The organism is Marinobacter sp. SBS5 (assembly GCF_048285575.1).
Classification (GTDB): domain Bacteria; phylum Pseudomonadota; class Gammaproteobacteria; order Pseudomonadales; family Oleiphilaceae; genus Marinobacter.
The window spans coordinates 960689-977981 of the sequence record NZ_JBLWAZ010000001.1 but is presented as its reverse complement, the minus strand read 5'-3'; the positions used below and the strand labels follow the sequence as shown (position 1 = coordinate 977981).

The 17293-nt window shown below is 54.0% G+C and carries 12 protein-coding genes; 7 read left to right on the top strand and 5 right to left on the bottom strand.

Translation table 11 applies throughout. The annotated features are described in order from the left end of the window. The 7 genes from tsaA (at position 1) to ACNQ6O_RS04650 (ending at position 8334) form a co-directional block, all read left to right on the top strand. The gene (gene tsaA, locus ACNQ6O_RS04680; protein ID WP_418052071.1) at positions 1-750 is read left to right on the top strand and encodes a tRNA (N6-threonylcarbamoyladenosine(37)-N6)-methyltransferase TrmO; all 750 of its coding nucleotides are present in this window, start codon (positions 1-3) and stop codon (positions 748-750) included. 16 nt (positions 751-766) lie between these two features. After that, positions 767-3148 (top strand): response regulator, encoded by a 2382-nt coding sequence (locus ACNQ6O_RS04675; RefSeq protein ID WP_418052070.1) that lies wholly within the window; start codon positions 767-769, stop codon positions 3146-3148. Positions 3149-3186: 38 nt separating this feature from the next. Beyond that, positions 3187-3375, top strand: a complete 189-nt coding sequence (gene yacG / locus ACNQ6O_RS04670; protein ID WP_418052069.1) for a DNA gyrase inhibitor YacG — start codon at positions 3187-3189, stop codon at positions 3373-3375. A gap of 144 nt (positions 3376-3519) precedes the next feature. After that, the gene (locus ACNQ6O_RS04665) at positions 3520-4080 is read left to right on the top strand and encodes a YfaZ family outer membrane protein (protein WP_418052270.1); all 561 of its coding nucleotides are present in this window, start codon (positions 3520-3522) and stop codon (positions 4078-4080) included. 127 nt (positions 4081-4207) lie between these two features. After that, the gene (locus ACNQ6O_RS04660; RefSeq protein ID WP_418052068.1) at positions 4208-6412 is read left to right on the top strand and encodes a hypothetical protein; all 2205 of its coding nucleotides are present in this window, start codon (positions 4208-4210) and stop codon (positions 6410-6412) included. Between the two features lie 77 nt (positions 6413-6489). After that, positions 6490-7404: a glucosaminidase domain-containing protein gene (locus ACNQ6O_RS04655; protein ID WP_418052067.1), complete on the top strand. Its 915-nt coding sequence runs from the start codon at positions 6490-6492 to the stop codon at positions 7402-7404. 33 nt (positions 7405-7437) lie between these two features. Further along, on the top strand, positions 7438-8334 hold the full coding sequence (locus ACNQ6O_RS04650; protein WP_418052066.1) for an acyltransferase: 897 nt from the start codon (positions 7438-7440) through the stop codon (positions 8332-8334). A 25-nt stretch (positions 8335-8359) separates the two neighbouring features. Here ACNQ6O_RS04650 and ACNQ6O_RS04645 read toward each other — a convergent pair whose 3' ends face one another. From ACNQ6O_RS04645 to zapE, 5 genes are all read right to left on the bottom strand, one after another. Beyond that, positions 8360-11044: a LuxR C-terminal-related transcriptional regulator gene (locus tag ACNQ6O_RS04645; RefSeq protein ID WP_418052065.1), complete on the bottom strand. Its 2685-nt coding sequence runs from the start codon at positions 11042-11044 to the stop codon at positions 8360-8362. Between the two features lie 269 nt (positions 11045-11313). Next, a complete protein-coding gene (locus ACNQ6O_RS04640) occupies positions 11314-12675 on the bottom strand; it encodes a DUF1329 domain-containing protein (RefSeq protein ID WP_418052064.1) in 1362 nt (453 codons plus the stop codon). Positions 12676-12708: 33 nt separating this feature from the next. Further along, complete coding sequence (locus ACNQ6O_RS04635; RefSeq protein WP_418052063.1) at positions 12709-14496, bottom strand: DUF1302 domain-containing protein; 1788 nt, start codon at positions 14494-14496, stop codon at positions 12709-12711. A gap of 466 nt (positions 14497-14962) precedes the next feature. After that, entirely contained in the window at positions 14963-16147 is a 1185-nt protein-coding gene (locus ACNQ6O_RS04630) for a thiolase family protein (RefSeq protein WP_418052062.1), read from the bottom strand. A gap of 38 nt (positions 16148-16185) precedes the next feature. Then, positions 16186-17283 (bottom strand): cell division protein ZapE, encoded by a 1098-nt coding sequence (gene zapE / locus ACNQ6O_RS04625; RefSeq protein WP_418052269.1) that lies wholly within the window; start codon positions 17281-17283, stop codon positions 16186-16188. Positions 17284-17293: the final 10 nt, after the last annotated feature.

Sequence of the window (17293 nt, the reverse complement as noted above, 5' to 3'; positions counted from 1 at the left end):
ATGACCCGACCCAGACACAAAAGTAAACCGGCAACAGAAGCCTTAACCCTTACTCCCATCGCCTACACCCGCTCCTGCTTCAAAGATAAATTTGGCGTGCCACGCCAGCCGGGGCTCACCCGCCACGCCCATGCGGATTTGGTGATAGAACCACCGTTTGATCGTGAAGACGCTTTTCGGGGCTTGGAAACCGCCAGCCATCTGTGGCTCACCTTTCAGTTCCACGAAGCGGTGCGTGCCGAATGGCGGCCGGTGGTGCGCCCTCCACGCTTGGGCGGCAACAAGAAAGTCGGTGTATTCGCCAGCCGCTCGCCTTTTCGCCCCAACAGTCTCGGATTGTCAGTGGTGCGTAACGAGGGGATTGAGCGGAAGAATGGCCGGCTGGTGTTGAAGATTCGGGATCATGATCTGATTGACGGAACACCGATTCTCGACATTAAACCTTACCTGCCTTTTGCCGATGCCATTCCAGACGCCTCCTTGGGCTGGGCGGACACGCCGCCTGTGGAGCGAGTTGAGGTAGCGTTCACGCAAGAGGCCGAAGCAGAACTGGCACCATTGTCCCCGATTGACTACCCGGATCTTCGGGGCTTGATTGAAGATGTCGTCAGCTACGACCCCCGCCCATCGTTCCGCCGCGGGCGGGATGAAGATCGCATTTACGGCGCACATTTGTATGATCTGAACGTGCGTTTCCGCTTTATTACCGAGGCCGGAAAGGTGCGTGTGGAAGTAGTATCCATCTGTTAAACTGCCGGTGGTTAACTTGCTGTCAACACAGGGAATTCGTGACTTGCCTTCGAACCGGTTTTTAAAGCGCTGGGGTGTTCGCCCATTGGCCCTGAGATTGCTCGGGTGGGTGCTGTTTTACAGCCTCGTTTTATCGCTGGTCGCCACCGGCGTTCAGATGATTGGCGAATTCGAGCGCCAGAAATCACGGCTAGAAGCCAATCAAAGCCGGGCCGTTGAGCTTATCTCCAGCACAATAAGCTCAAACCTTTGGGTTTTGAACTACAGCGAAGTGGCGGCCAATCTCGACGACTTGCGCAACGTTCCCTATATCCAATATACCCGCGCAGTCACGTCTACCGACCAGGAATTCAGCGCCGGCACTTACCCGGCCGGCCGAACCATCGCGCAAACCTTTCCATTAGATTTTCGAAGCAGCCACTTAAAAGAACCACAACGAGTAGGCCAGCTCACCGTGGTTTCTTCGGTTGAAAGTATTTATCAGGAAATTATAGCCAGCGCTCTGACCAACCTGCTGTACCAGTCGATCATCGTAATGCTCGGTACCTTGGGCCTGCTGTTGATCGTGCGCGTAGCGCTGTCCCGCCACTTGGAAACCATGGCCGACTACGCCGCTAAGCTCAACCTGGATGCACTGGTAGCCCCGCTGGAGCTGCGCCGCAAAAAACCCGCCCAACCGGATGAGCTTTCAGAACTGGAGCAGGCGTTGAACAAAATGCGCCTGCAGATTCTGGAAGATACTCGCTTCCTGCGCCAAACCTCTGTGAAGACGCGCGGCGAGCGGGACGAAGCGGTGCGGGCGAATCAGGCCAAAAACCAATTCCTCGCTAACGTCAGCCACGAGCTGCGCATACCCCTGCAATCGGTTTTAGGTTACGCGCACTTGCTGGCCGATACGCCGCTGGATCAGGAACAAACGGAGTACGTCAGCACACTGATCAATGCGTCGGAAAACCTGTCATCCATTCTCAATGACCTACTCGACATCTCCAGCATGGAAGCAGGCAAGCTTGAGCTGGAAGAAATTCCGTTCGACCTTCGTGAAACCCTGAACGACCTGGTTCATATGCTGGGTGCAAGAGCTCGGGAAAAAGGCCTGGCGCTGGAAATGCGGGTGGACGAGAGCCTGCCCTGGGCAGTTACCGGTGATCCGGTTCGTATTCGCCAGGTGCTGATCAATCTTCTGGCTAACGCCATCAAGTTTACGGATTCCGGCCACGTTCTGGTGAGTGTAGAGGTACTTGGCCGCAAGGACGGCAAGGTTCGTTTGCGGCTGGCCGTGGAAGACACCGGCGAAGGCATTAACCCTGAAGAGCTGCCACTGGTGTACGAACCCTACATACAACTTGGCCAACGATTCACACGACAGTTGCCCGGAGCAGGCTTGGGCTTGACCATCTGCCGGCAATTAGTTGATCGGATGGGCGGTGTTCTGGACGTAGAAAGCCGGCTTGGTGAAGGCTCCACCTTCTGGATTGAGCTAAATCTGGAAGAAGTCAGCGACAGTGCCACTCGCATCCGGCCTGATTCCAGCATGGTGCGTGGCCGGCGTATTCTGGTAGTGGATTCTTACGAGCTATCGCGCAAGATTACCTTGGAGATGCTGTCACGATTTGACCTGCAGATTGAAGCTGTTAAATCTGCCGGCGAAGCCCTCACCTCTCTGCGACAAGCGTGTGATGCCGGAGACCCTTACCACGCGATAATTCTGGACGGGTTCGTGCCCGATATGGACTGCGACCTTCTGTGCCGACAGATTCGCAGCAACGCACTGTGGAGCGACACTCGGCTGCTGATTCTGTCCTCCAATCCCCAACGCGGTGATGCCGAGCATTTCCGCCAAGCCGGTGCCGATGCATTTCTAAGCAAAGCCTTGAGGGAATCTTACCTGATCCCGATTCTCAATCACTTGTTCAGCGATATCGAACAGCAGGAGCGGCGTTTTCTCACCCGTTTCTCTCTAAAAGGCTTAACCGACTCAAGCGCCACCCGCTATGAACTGCCTTGCGGGCGCATGCGCGTACTACTGGTTGAGGATAACCCGGTAAACCGCATTCTCACCCAGCGACTTCTTGAAAAGCTGGGCTGTGAGGTAACCGCAGCCAACGACGGCCAAGCAGCCATGTCGCTCTGGCAACAACAAACGTTCGACCTGATTTTCATGGATTGTTTGATGCCCCAAATGGACGGGTTTGAAGCCACGCGAAGGCTGCGTGCCTGGGAGCTCAAAAACAATCGTTTGCGTGTGCCGGTCGTGGCGTTGACCGCCAATGCCATGGAAAAAGACGAAGAGCTGTGCCGCGCGGCAGGCATGGATGTGTTTGTTGCCAAGCCTGTCAACCTTGAAATGTTACGGGCAGTGCTGGAACAATACTGTTACGCGCCTGCCGAGAATTGATAACCGGCAGCTCACCCACTCAGCCCGGACTGATTCCCATGAACGTTGAATGCCCTACCTGCAAAAAGCCCGTTGAATGGATTGAAGCCAACGCCTGGCGGCCGTTTTGCTCCGAGCGTTGCAAACTGATTGATCTTGGGGCCTGGGCCAACGAAGAATACCGCGTGCCTGCCGAGAATGTATCGCCCGAAGATCTGGATCAGGGACACGACGGCCAGCTTCACTAACCTCCTGCCTTTCTACCGGCTTACGGGCTTTTAAGTTGTACTGCGCAGAGTAGGTGTTACCATCCTGCTCCGTCAGAATCATCGCCGATGCGAGCAACCATCACCCGCTCTGCATCCAATAACGACAGCTACAAAGGTGTATACATGAAGATTACCCGCATCTCTGCTTTGGCACTTTCTTTGGCCGCGGCCCCTGTTATGGCCTCTGATCTGGACCTGAGCCTGACATCCGACTCAGTTAAAGGCCAGGTTAACTTCTTTGGTTCTCAGGAAGAATTGCAAGTAGGTGCCGGCTATACCTACCACGAAGGCGGTCGTCACATTGCCAACGTGGATTTTCATGCCCAAGGCCGTACCGCACTCGGCAACCTGCCCACCACTGCTGGCATTGGCCTGCGCGGTCTCGGTTGGGACGGTGACGACCTTGATGGCGGCGCCGTTGGTGTAGGCGGCTTTGCGACCGTTAATGTTCCTGATGTTCCCGGCCTGTCTTTCGGTGGCAGCCTGCATTACGCCCCCAGCATTCTGTCGTTCGGTGATTCCGACGAAATGACCAGCGTTGAGGTTCGCGCCAGCTATCGTTTGATCCGAAACGCCGAAGTCTTTGCGGGTTACCGCTACCTGAACACCGAACTGGATTTCGCCGGCAGCCCGGATGTTAATCTGGACGAAGGCATTCTGGCTGGCATGAAGATCTTCTTCTAAGCCTGCCGTTTTTGATATTGGGTTACCTGTGCAGCATGCGGGTAACCCAATCGTGCTCCCTTTCACGCCCTTCCCCGAATTTACCTGTTAGGCTCTTTCCATACTTTGTATTTGGATAGGCCTTGGCATGAGATTCAAGCTCGCTTCCCTGCTTTCTACCTCTTTACTGATCGCTGCCTGTGGCGGCGGTGACCGTGCAATTGATGGCGCGCGAAACATCCCCAACCGGTTTGGCAGCACGATCAACGCGCTGGATGATTTCAGTACAGGAAGCACTGGCGATTCCAGCAACGCTAAAGGCCTGAAAGCGAACGAAGTGCGCGTGACCATGGAAGTACCGGTCAACTTTGCGCCCAATGGAGAGCCCACTCGGCGCAACCTGAGAATCGTGGTTCCAGACCGTATTCAGGTATACAGAACCAACCATTCGCTCCAAAAGTTAAATGACGTAGAGCACACGATAGACACCGGTGAAGACGGGCATTTCATCGTGGATTTCAAGAACGGGCTGCCTATTGGCCCTGACGTTGTCATTGAAGCAACTTGGAATGGCAATGGCGGCATCACCATGAAGGCGCTGGCCGCGGATTCCGATCGGGATGTGAAGGTGAATCCCTTCTCTCATTATGTGGTTGAAGAAGTGCTCGGCAACAAATATCAGGCCAACGACTTTCAAACCGTGATGGATTGTGTGAACGACACCGGCGGCGGTTTGTGTTTGAACAAGTACGTTTGGTCTACCCTTGCCGATCAGGTGCACGATTTCGAGATTGATATTCCAAGCGGCGCCAACTTAGCCACGGCGCTGGACAGCCTAAAAAATCGCGCCGACTTCGCTACCTATGTCGATGACCTCGCCGATTACGCCCTGCTCAATGAAAGTGCTGCGGGCAGCATCAAAGCCAGCTCGGCGGACTATAACTCGGTGTATTTTGGGCTGGAACTTGGGGAGACTCTGCAGAGTGACGGCGCGCCTTCCGCCGGTCAGTGGGGCTTGCGCACCACGCAGGAAGAAGATCTGACCGACAACGGAAAAGCGTTTCTTTATCCAGCATTAACTCTAACCACCTTCGATGCCTTTGGCTTAAGCGTAACCTCATTGGCCACCGATATGCCCTATGATCGGCAAACCGTTACTCACACGCCGGATAATCGCTTTATTACCGAAATTTGGTTACCTAACAGCCATTCGAGTTCGCCTGGAGCCGCGACGCTGACACCGAAATCATCCGCTGATGATCTCAAACCGGCTCGGTTGCTGGCTGGCCGTGCCCTTTATCAAACCATTACCTACCCCTCCGACAGCCAGACTGTTGGTTGGACTCGAAACCCGTACTATTTCGATGCCTTCACAACCAAGCCGATCAATACAAAAACCGGCCCCGACCGGGTGCTTGCAAGTTACTTCACCGCAGGTAAAGCGATTTCTCTGAGTACTCAGGGTAATCAATTGAAGCGGAGTAATACGTTGGAAAACCACTACCTTTCGGCGTTTGAGCTGCATTTGTTGCGGAGCGATAACTTTGATTTGGCCAAGGTGGAAGGTGACTTTAATGTTGTGTATCTGGCGGGTAGCTTTGGTGGCGACACTCCGGTTGCCTTTGAAACGGGTACGGGAACACTAAACGCTGGAAGTGCCAGCGACAACGAGCTTTCCGCAGGCATCACCGCTAGTACGTTTACGATATCTCGCTCCAGCAGCGGGACCACCTCTACCGCCCCAGGCACCGAAATAAGGTCTTTGAGTATTGCCAATCGCCGCTCAAAACTGAGCACGGGATCCCGATTTATGGGCCGATTGAGCCTGTGTTCGACCTGCCCCGACACCGACTACACCAAACCTGACTTTGGCCAAGGCGCAGCCTCCCCTGACGGCTCCTTGCTGGCCTTCAACCTGGACGACAGCAGTTGGGGAGACGGCCTTTTGATTGCAGGTAAAGCACCGTTAGCCAGCCTTCAAAGCGATAACCGTTATCGTGTTCAAGGAGCGCTCTTGTCGATGTCCGGCAGCGCCAATGAACTTCAACAACTGAATGGCGGCGCTCTCACGTTCACCAGCAATACCACGGCGCAGCTCACAGCTAAGCAATTTAACGTGAGTCATAGCGTGAGCGATGCTCAGGTTAACGGCCCAGAAGGCTCAGAAATAACAGAAACCTTCACCTATACCACCACCCCCAACGGCCAGCTTTCCCTGATGTCCACCACGTCCGGGCTGGAGCTGGACGGTTTTTACACCGGAGAGGCCGACCAGATCTTCTTAACGGTTAAAGATTCCTCCGCCTCCACCCCTCGCACAGGCCTGCTTATCGCCACGTTGATTCCCGAATAGGCCAAGGCAACCCATAAGCCGGAAAAAAGCCCATAACCTGTTATAATTCCCGCCATATCGATTGTAGAGAGGGATTTATGACGGCTGTTTATCGCGCACTGTTACTCTGCGTTCCGCTGATTTTGTTTGCCGGCGCAGGCGCGCTTTACACGCCGATCAGCGGTCAGTTTGATGACGAAGGCGACATTGCCCTCAGCTCTCTGCCCAAACTCCCCTCTTGGGCCGCAGCACCCCTCCCAGACTTTTCCGTTATTCGAGACACCACTGAGCGCAAAGCGGCGTTCTTTTCCTTTTTGTATCCGCGTATTGTATTGGCCAACAGCCGTATTCTGATTGAGCGACAGTATCTTGAGTTTCTGCGCAGCAAACCCGAACTTTCCAACACAGAACTGAAGTGGCTGGCCGATCACGCCAAGAGGCTTCGTATTGATGAGCCCAATGGCAGCGATGCCCAGTTCACTCTATTGGAGAAACGCTTGGGGGTGATACCTCCGTCGCTCATTCTTGCCCAAGCCGCGAACGAATCCGCTTGGGGCACTTCTCGCTTTGCCACTAAAGGGAATAACCTGTTTGGGCAATGGTGCTTTTCCAAGGGCTGTGGTCTGGTACCCCTTAGCCGCGCTGCCGGCGCCAGCCACGAGGTTGCTAAGTTTGCTTCCCCGTACGGCTCGATCCGTTCCTATATACAAAACCTGAACCGTCACCCGAGCTATCAGCGTGTAAGGGAGGTTCGCCTGCGAGCCCAAGACAACAATGAAGCGCTGTCTGGCGTTGCGATGGCGGCGGGGTTGCTGGACTACTCCGAACGGGGCGAAGACTACGTCAAAGAAATCCGGGCGATGATTCACTACAACAACCTCGGGTTCTACGACAAACAGTTTCGAGCGTTACTTGCAGACCGGTCTGCCGGCCGCCTCCTGGAATTGACCACGACCGCCAACGCAGAAGCACTTTTGCCTGGCAAAGGCGACACCGCCTCACTCGAACACTAACCCTGTAACCTGGATCAACAGAGACGTTGCGATATGCTTAACTTCCTGCCCGCCCCTCTAAAAGGGGCTCTGGTACTGCTGCTCATCGTTCTGAACACGGTCACCTTCCTGCCGTTCCTGCTGCTGTTTGCTGTCGTTAAACTGATTATCCCCGTCATTAGCATTCGCAAAGGCTGCACCATCGTTATCAACGGTATCGCTTGGTATTGGATTGGCTTCAACAACACCTTAATGCGGATTTTCCACAAAGTGGAATGGGATGTACGCGGAGCGCAAACTCTGAGCAAAGAGCACTGGTACTTCGTAACCTGTAACCACCAAAGCTGGGCCGACATCACCGCCATTCAGTATGTCCTGAACAGCAAGATTCCTCTGCTGAAGTTCTTCCTGAAAAAAGAACTGATTTGGGTGCCCCTTCTCGGCATTGCCTGGTGGGCGTTGGACTTCCCGTTCATGCATCGCCACACCAAAGAGCAGTTGGCCAAACGTCCGGAGCTCAAAGGGAAGGATATTGCAGCCACCAAAGCGGCCTGCGAGAAGTTCCGCTACACGCCCGTGACCATATTCAATTTCATGGAAGGCACCCGCTTCACCCCTGAAAAACACCAGCGCCAGAACTCGCCCTACAAAAACCTGCTGAAACCTAAAGCCGGAGGCACGGCTTTTGTGTTTGGTGCTATGGGCGAGATGATTCACACCATGCTCGATGTGACGATTGTTTATCCCGAGGGCCAGCCGGGCATGTGGGATTACCTTTCCGGGCGCGTGAAAAAGATTATCGTGGACATTCGCACCCGTGAGATACCGGAGCAGTTCCTGGGCATGGACTATGAAGGCAATCGGGAAAAACGAGTGGAATTCCAACGCTGGGTCAGCGGTATTTGGGCAGAGAAAGACGCCCTGATCGACCAGCTAAAGAGCGAAGCTTAAGAGAATTCCTTCTGAGAGTTGGGGCTTAGAGCAACCCCAACTCTCTAGCCCGCACGATAGCCTGAGTTCTGGATTTTACATCCAGCTTGGCATTGATCCGGCGGGCATGGGTCTTCACCGTATGCAGTGAGATATGCAATTTGTCGGCGATAGCCTGATTCGACAACCCGGTGGCAATCAATTCCAGCACGCTTTGCTCTCGCTCACTGATGGGTTCAGCCAGTTGTTCATTCTTGCTTTCAGCCTCGCAACCAAATAGCTCACCTAGCGCCTTCGTAAACTCGCTGTTTGGCAAGAAGGAGAAAGCTTTCTGCATTAACGGTGTCAGCTCTTTCGCCAGCTCGAGGAATGGACTGATGAAGTGTTCTGGCGAAGCTTTAATCACCACCACTTCCAACTGCTTTCTAGCGGCCTGACCCCCCTTCTCAGACAGCAACAACACCGAGTTCAGCAAACTAACGTGAAGCTGCAATCCCCATGGAAGCGCATCTCCGTAGCGCTGATAAATGCTTTCAAGATTTTCTCTTGCCCGCACAAGATCACCCGACGCGATCGCCTCGCGCACGTGCAGGCAATCCATAAGCCCCGGCATGGTGGGAAACAGTTCTGGTACGCAGCCATCTTGACGATAGGGTTCTAGCTTCGCGATCGCCTGCTTGGCACTGTCTGTCTGGTTACAGGCCAGCCAACAACTGGCCTTGAGCGCCTCTAACACAGGCACATAAAGCGCATCATCGACTTGCCAGGCATGCATGGTGCGCTCCGCCCGACCAATCCAGACAAACGCTTCGTCAAGCATGCCTTGGCTTCGGCACATAAAGACCCTGAGTGCCATAGCAAGCAACAAGCCTAAATCCCGCGCTTGCTCCGCGTGCCGGGTACAATGCACCAGTAAACGATCCGCCTCTTTCAACCGGCCTTGATGCCACAGCACCAGTACCAGACTTAACTCTAGCCGGGTCTCGCCGATGCGAGCGGGGCGGCTAAGCTCCTGCAAGGAGGTGTCCAAACCGGTACGCAGCAGGTTTTCTGCGTGGCCCAATGCCCCTTTGCTCAATTCAATCCGCGCGTGCGAATACACGGCAAGCGCCTCTGACCCCGAGTCTCCCGCTTCCCTCGCCAGCTTTGACGCATGACGGTTGGCTTCCCGAGCCTCCTGATAACGGCCTGCGGCACATAACGCGTTGGATCGAACGATGTGCGTGACCAACTGTCCCTGCGCGGACAACCCCCCTGCGTTGAGTGCCTTGTCCGCCATCGCCAGTGCCGGTTGCACAAACCCTTCGCCTCTCAAAATAAATGCTTTGAGAGCGAAAATACGTGACTCGTGGTCTCTCCAACCTTCGGGAGCAAATCCCTCCAATAACTGCCGAGCCTGCCTGAATTGCCCACCGATTGCATGAACCCAGCCGTACACAATTCGCAACCTGGCGCTGCGCTCGAGCAGATGTTCCGGCAAGTTTTTTCGGAGGGTGAGCAGCGAGGCGGTGTCCTGCCCCAGCAAAAGCGCTTCCGTGCCTTCCGATGCAATGCGCACAACTTCATCATTATCACCCGCCAACACCGCGCACTTCAGCGCTTCAGGGAATTGCTCGCGCTGGCCAAACCACTGACTGGCTAGAAGCATCCGTGTAGCGCGCCCAGGGACAGGAGGGCTTTGTAAAAAGGTCTGCAATAATGGGTTCAAACGGAACCAACGACCGCGCCCCGGCACCTGTTTGAGCGGCAGGCCAAGTTCCACCGCCTGCGAGGGCGTTAAGCTGGAGTTGTCATCGGTACCGCCGATTGCATAAAAAAGCTCATCGCAACAACTATCAAGTTCTGCATGGGTTTTCAGAGACTTGATCTGCGCCGTTGTCAGAGGCTGGCACACAGAATCTTTCAGAAAGCGCTCGACGTAGGGGCTTTCCTGAATAGGGCGCCGGTCCTCCGCCGTTTCCAGCTCACGTCGATACAACGCCAACGGCGTTAGCCAACCTTCGGTCAGATTATAAATGTAGTCGATGGCAACGCTGGTAATCCGACTTTCAACATTGGCTTTCTGGAAAAAATCAAACGTTTCAGAACGGGTCAATTCAAGACGCTCCGATCCGATTCGTTGATAATTCCCATTGAGTTGCAACGTGTGGCTGGCAAACGGCAACGGCAAACGTGATACCAAAGCAATCGCCAGGTTACCCGGAATGTGCGTAACCAGATAATGAAGCAAGCCGATAACCGCCGGATTGGTTACATGCTGAAGATTATCCAATACCAAAACTTCCGGCTGCGTAGTGGCCTGCCGTGCTTTAGACACCAGCATCAAAGCCAGGTGGTCCTCAAAGGCCTCACTGCTTCCTTGAGCCATGTCGGAAAGCCTTAAGGCCGAGGCTAGCACAGAGAGGAATCGCGAAGGCGCATTGTCACCGGCGCTTAAAGAAATCCAGCGTATCGCTGGCATTTCAGATGCGTCGCCTGAGCCCAAAAGCGCACTCACGAGAGCGTGGGTTTTGCCATACCCACCGGGGGCTTCAATGAACAGAACTTTCCCCGGGACTAAAGCACCGCGAATGGCCTGATCCAATTCCGGACGGAGCAACCTGTCTGCAGGAATTGCAGGGAGTTGAAGCCGATGTTCAAGAAGATCACGAACCAATTCACCGTGCTGAACACCCGCATTGGCAATTTGGAATTCGTCGTTAGCTGCACAGCCTTCGCTTAAAGGTTTCACGCTCTGCCCCATTCAAAACCAGGCAAAAAATTGAAAAGCCTGGTACAACCATGATTCGCTTAAGCATTTAAGCGCTGGCGCCCTACGTGGGGTCGCCTTTAGTATGATTTTATGGGTAGAGGGTAAACCAAACCGCAGGCCTTTAGCAAAAAATGGCCTTTTTCGACATTGCAATATATCTATGTGATTTATCTCACATTTCCGGCAATTATTACAGACACAAAAAAGGCGAGCCAATGGCTCGCCTTTTCAACCGTGCATTCAGATGATTAACGCGTACCTGCTCTGCGCAATGCAGCCGGCGTAAAGTCTCGTGAATGACGCTCAGCACCGAAGGTGTACGGGTTGTTTTCTTCGTTGGTGAGACCCAACGCCAAGTAACGGCCAGAGAGCAAATCGTACAGCACTTCAATGGCGTACCATGGCACGTCCTTGTCGTAGAACTGCATGCCGTGCGCTTCCGCTACACGCCACAGCTCACCACGGCCATCGTAGTGATCAATCACTGCGGCCTGCCAAGAATCCTCATCAATGTAGAAGTCACGCTGGGCGTAAACGTGGCGCTCGCCGTCTTTCAGCGTGGCGCGAACGTGCCATACCCGGTGCAATTCATAGCGAGTCAAATCTTGATTGATGTGACCTGCCTTGATGATGTCGCTGTAGCTCAGACCGCGATCAACCAGTTTGTAAGAGTTGTACGGGATGTACATTTCTTTCTTGCCCAGTAACTCCCAGTTGTAACGGTCTGGAGCACCGTTAAACATGTCGAAGTTATCACTGGTACGCATGCCATCAGCCGCGGTACCCGGTCCGTCGTAGGCTACCTGAGGCGCACGACGAACACGACGCTGGCCAGCGTTGTAAACCCAAGCACGACGAGGCTCTTTTACCTGGTCAATGGTCTCGTGAACGAGGAGTACGTTACCCGCCAAACGTGCCGGCCCGGTAATGGCCTGCTTGAAGTAGAAAAGAACGTTGTCGTCCTGCCCCTTCTTGTAATCGGACAGCGCGCTATTCCAAGTAATTTCATCCTGGAATCGCACAATGGAGTAGGCACCACCTGCCGTAGGTGTTGCCTGCCCTACGTTACGCTGAACCGAACCGCCCCGGTAACGGGTAATGTGGTTCCAAATGGCCTCAAGACCATTCTGAGGGATGGGGAACGGTGTGGCGCTCTCATAATTACCAAGTCCGTTACCGTTCTGAATCAGCTCTACCTTGGTTGCGTTTTCAACCGTTTTATCCATCACGTGTTTCGGATAGGTGGCTGTTCGATGAGTTTCGTACACCGGAATTTTGTAGTCGGCGTACTGGCGAATCATCGCAACCTGACCAGGCGATAGCTTGTCTGCATGCTGATCAACGTTGCTTTGGTCGATCACAAACTCAGGCTTCTCATTCGGAAAAGGGTTCACGTAGATCCCGTCACCTTTATAGCCCGCAGGCGGTGTTGTCATACCACCTGTCCAAGCAGGAATAGCGCCGCCGTTGCCTGCTTTTTCCGCACCCATCGGGGTCAATGTGTCACCCAGCTTGGCTGCTTCGCCGGCAGAAACTGCACCCCAGGCGTGGCCAGCAAACATGCTTGCGGCCAGAACGCCTGTAGCTAATAGTTTCTTGTTCAGTTTCATTTAAATTACCTCTTTGAACAAATTCTGTCCGATTTAGAATGAGTAAGAAACACTAGCACTCACGAAATCACGGTCAGTCTTCTCGTTATAGGGTTTGCCACCAAAATAGTTGGTGTAATCGATGCTGCCAGTGATGGTGTTCTGGTAAACGCCCGTCAAAGACAAACCAATGGACTTGCTACCTTCGTTGAAGGCGCCACCCGGCTGAGGGGCATACCCCTTCACATCATGCGCCCAGAAAACGGAGGGCGTCAGATTGATACCCGCAATCGCATTCGGGTATTCCCAAGCCAGGTTTGCACGGTAGCCCCAGGAGAATGAAGTTACGAAGCCGTCGTTTGTGCAGTTTTCGGGGTTGAGGTTGTTATCCTCACAAGCGGTACTACCCGGAGTCGCGCCCAATCCGAAGGTTCCTGACCGACCGTAACGGGCCTCGTCTTTACCCGGCAGATCGTGGATGTAGGTTGCTCCAATCTCTGTTACCAAGGACATGCGGCTGGCCCCCATAACTTGGTCGAAGAACTTAATCAACGTCATCTGAGCCTGAGATACGCCGTAGCGGTCATTACCGGATACAGCCACCCCGTCAGTATTGCCATTATTTTCTGCCGCGATTTTGTCTTTATCCCGAGCATAAAGAAGGCTATACGGAGCCTGCAATCCACCATAAATCAATTCGAAGGCGTTCCACTGGATCGGCATTTTGTCCCGGTAGCTGTACTCCGCACCCAGTGACCAGCCTCCCGGTGTCGTTGTGTTGATACTGATGCCGTACAGATCGATAGCCTCAGGGTATTCAATGAAATAATTCGGGAACGGCTTACCATTTGAAGGATCATTGGTCCGACCACTGATATACGGCAGTCGGCTATGGTACTTGATGTAATAGAAACCCAGTTCGGAATCATTCAATTGGGGAACGTACCAGCGCACAGCCACACCAAACTGGTCTTTAGCATCTGGCTCTCTATCGCCTTCACGCGCGATCACAAGTCCACTTGACTGGTTAGCCGCCTCAGAGAGTGCCCCTGTCACAAACACAGGTCCACAGCCATCCGCCACGAAATCAACGGTTGAAAAGAAGGTGCCGCAATCATCAGTCCGAATCTTTTCCCAATCGGTCTGTACGAAACCTTCAATTGTGACGTTTTCGGTTACACCGGCTGACATGTAGAACATTTCCACCGGCAGAAGCGCATCTTTCAACTGTGAGCCCGGGGCACGGAAAGCAGGGATATCAACCGGGTTAATGGTGTTGATGCCACCTTGAATGTAGGTACTCTCACCCCAACTCAGAACTTGTTTTCCGTAACGGGCACTGACGGGCACATTGCCCAGATACCAATCGGTAAACACGTAAGCATCGAGAATTTCACCACCAGACGCGTTGTCTTTGGCTTTATCGTTCAGCTCGACATAACGGCGGTCACCGTCTTTCAGTTCAAAATCGTACCAGTAGCGGCCACGAACCAAGGCACCCACACGGGTGAGGTAGTCGGTGTCTACGCTGTAATCCAGGAACAGCTCACTGTTACCTTTGACGACGTTGGAAACCACATCGCCTTTGTCGAAGTTCCGGTTACCGTCATCGTAGTTGTTTGTTGATGCAGTGCCTCGGCCATCGTGAGGCGCGAGCAAACGCTTATCAGCATCTTCAGTACGCCATGTGGCCCCGGCTGATAGCGTGGTATTAAATTGAACTTGCCCGGCATCCCCCAAGGGGTACGAAATAGCAAAGGCCGGGCTGGATACGCCAGCTGCGATGGCGACGGCAAGTGGTAACTTGGTCCAGCGCTGCCAGGGTTGAGTTTTTCTTGTCATTGGAAGGCTACTCCGTTGTTGTTCTGAGTCGCTGCTCGATTATTCTGTTGTTGGTGTTCTGCGGCCATAAATACACTGCCGTGATGCTAGCACTATAGCTAAGGCTTCTCGCGGCTTTGATCAGTCAAAAGTATGATTTTGCTATCACTCTTCGTTAGCCGTCTTTCTCGCACCTCATCACTATAGACAAGATTCTGGAATGCAACCACTTTGGGGAGTGTGGTTTTGGGCTATCTGATTAGGGAACTTTTGGAGGGGGATTCAAGGTAATAGACGCTCTTCTGAGAGGCCTGACATAGTGCAAGCAAACAATGCCGGGCTGGTTATCCGGAAACCGCTACGAGCACATCCATGTGTGCTTCTCTCAGGCCATCCTTGGCCTTCGAAATTTCCGGATAACCAGCCCGACATTGTTTGCCCAGACTATGTACTTAACGTCCGGGCAGATAAAACGAGAGAAATCCCGTTAGATCATTTCGATAGCCATAGCGGTGGCTTCGCCGCCGCCGATGCACAGGGCCGCTACACCTTTCTTTTTGCCGTAACGCTGCAAGGCGTACATCAGGGTGACCAGCAGGCGTGAGCCTGTGGATCCGACTGGGTGACCCTGGGCGCAAGCGCCGCCGTGGATGTTTACTTTTTCGGCGTCGAGGCCCAGCTCTTTGATGGGCATCATGGCGACCATGGCGAACGCTTCGTTGATTTCGAACAGATCAACGTCGTCTTTGGTCCAGCCGGTTTTGGCGAACAGTTTTTCGATCGCGCCCACGGGGGCACAGGTAAACTCGGCAGGAAGCTGCGATTGGGTGGAATGACCAACAATGCGGGCCAGTGGCTTGAGGCCGCGTTTTTCGGCTTCGGATTCGCGCATCAGGACCAGTGCAGAGGCGCCATCGGAGATTGAAGAGGCGTTGGCTGCGGTTACGGTTCCATCTTTGGCGAAGGCCGGGCGCAGGCTTGGGATTTTTTCGATATTGGCGTTGTGGGGCTGTTCGTCGTCTGCGACAACCACTTCGCCTTTACGGGTTTTGACGGTTACCGGGATGATTTCATCTTTGAGGACGCCGTCTTCGATGGCTTTTTTGGCACGCTTCAGGGAGGTAATGGCGTATTCGTCCATCTCTTCGCGGGTGTAGCCTTTTTTATCAGCGACTTCTTGTGCGAAGGAGCCCATCAGGCGACCGGTTTCGGCGTCTTCCAGGCCATCCAGGAACATGTGATCCTGCGGTGCTGGGCCGGGGCCCATGCGGTAGCCTTGGCGAGCGCCTTGCAGGATATGCGGGGCGTTAGACATGCTTTCCATACCGCCGGCTACCATGATGTCGTTGGTACCTGCTTTGATCAGGTCGTGGGCGAACATGGTCGCTTTCATGCCGGAGCCACACAATTTATTAATGGTGGTCGCGCCAGTGCTGTCGGGTAGTCCGGCTTTGCGCATGGCTTGGCGTGCAGGGCCCTGCTTAAGGCCTGCGGGCAGTACGTTGCCCATGATAACTTCTTGCACATCGGCAGGCTGGATGCCGGCACGTTTGACCGCTTCGGCGATTGAGATTGCGCCCAACTCAGGCGCAGTGATCGGGGCAAGGCTGCCCATGAATCCGCCCATGGGTGTGCGTACACCACTTACGATAACGACGTTGTCTTGGCTCATGTTGTGACCTCTCTGGTTTCGTTCTTTCTAGTTTTTGATTAAGGCTTGTGCGGTGCTTCCAGGTATTCCTGGGATTGCATTTCCAGCAAGCGGGATTCGGTACGTTCAAACTCGAAGCTGAGACTGCCACCGGAGTAAAGTTCGGTGATTGGAGCTTCGGCTGAGATGATAAGTTTTACGTTGCGGTCGTAGAATTCGTCGATCATGTTAATGAAGCGCCGAGCTTGGTCGTCTTTTTCTACGCCCATGACGGGTACGTTGCTGACGATTATGGCGTGGAACTGGCGGGCCATTTCGATGTAATCGTTCTGGCTACGAGGGCCGTCACAAACATCCAGGAAATCAAACCAGACCACGTCGTCCGCGTGAGCTTGCGCCGGGATTTTGCGGCCGTTTATTTCCATGGATTTACTGTGTTTACCGGCCTCAACGGCTAGCGCATCGAAGCTTTCCCGCAAGCTGGCATTAGCGCCTTCGTCTAGCGGGTAGTAATACAGTTCGGCCTGTTCGAGTGTGCGTAGGCGGTAATCCACACCGCCGTCTACGTTCACCACGTCGGTGTGTTGCTTGACGAGCGCGATGGCGGGGAGGAATCTGGCCCGCTGCAGGCCGTCTTTATAGAGCCCGTCTGGGACGATGTTGGAGGTGCATACAAGGGTAACGCCCCGGCTGAACAATTCTTCCATTAGCGTGGCGAGGATCATGGCATCGCCAATATCCGATACGAAGAATTCGTCGAAGCAGATAACCCGGGTTTCGCCCGCGAAGGTTTTGGCCACTTGTTCGAGCGGGTTTTTCTCGCCTTTGAGCTTTTTCAGTTCGTTGTGGACGCGCTGCATGAAGCGATGGAAGTGCACGCGCATTTTGCGATCGAACGGTAGGGCTTCGAAGAAGGTGTCCATCAGGTAGGTTTTACCGCGGCCGACTCCACCCCAGAAGTACAGGCCTTTCACCGGGGTTTCTTTGCCTTTTTTCAGCTTGCGGCGTAATTTCTTCAGACCTTTGCTACGCTCACTTTCAGCTTCCACCAGTTTGTCGTACAGTGCTTGTAGGCGGCGAACGGCGTCTTCCTGCGCCGGGTCCTTGTGAAAATCCGGGCGCTCGAGATCCTTTTGGTAACGTTGCCAAGGAGTCAGGTTCGCAACA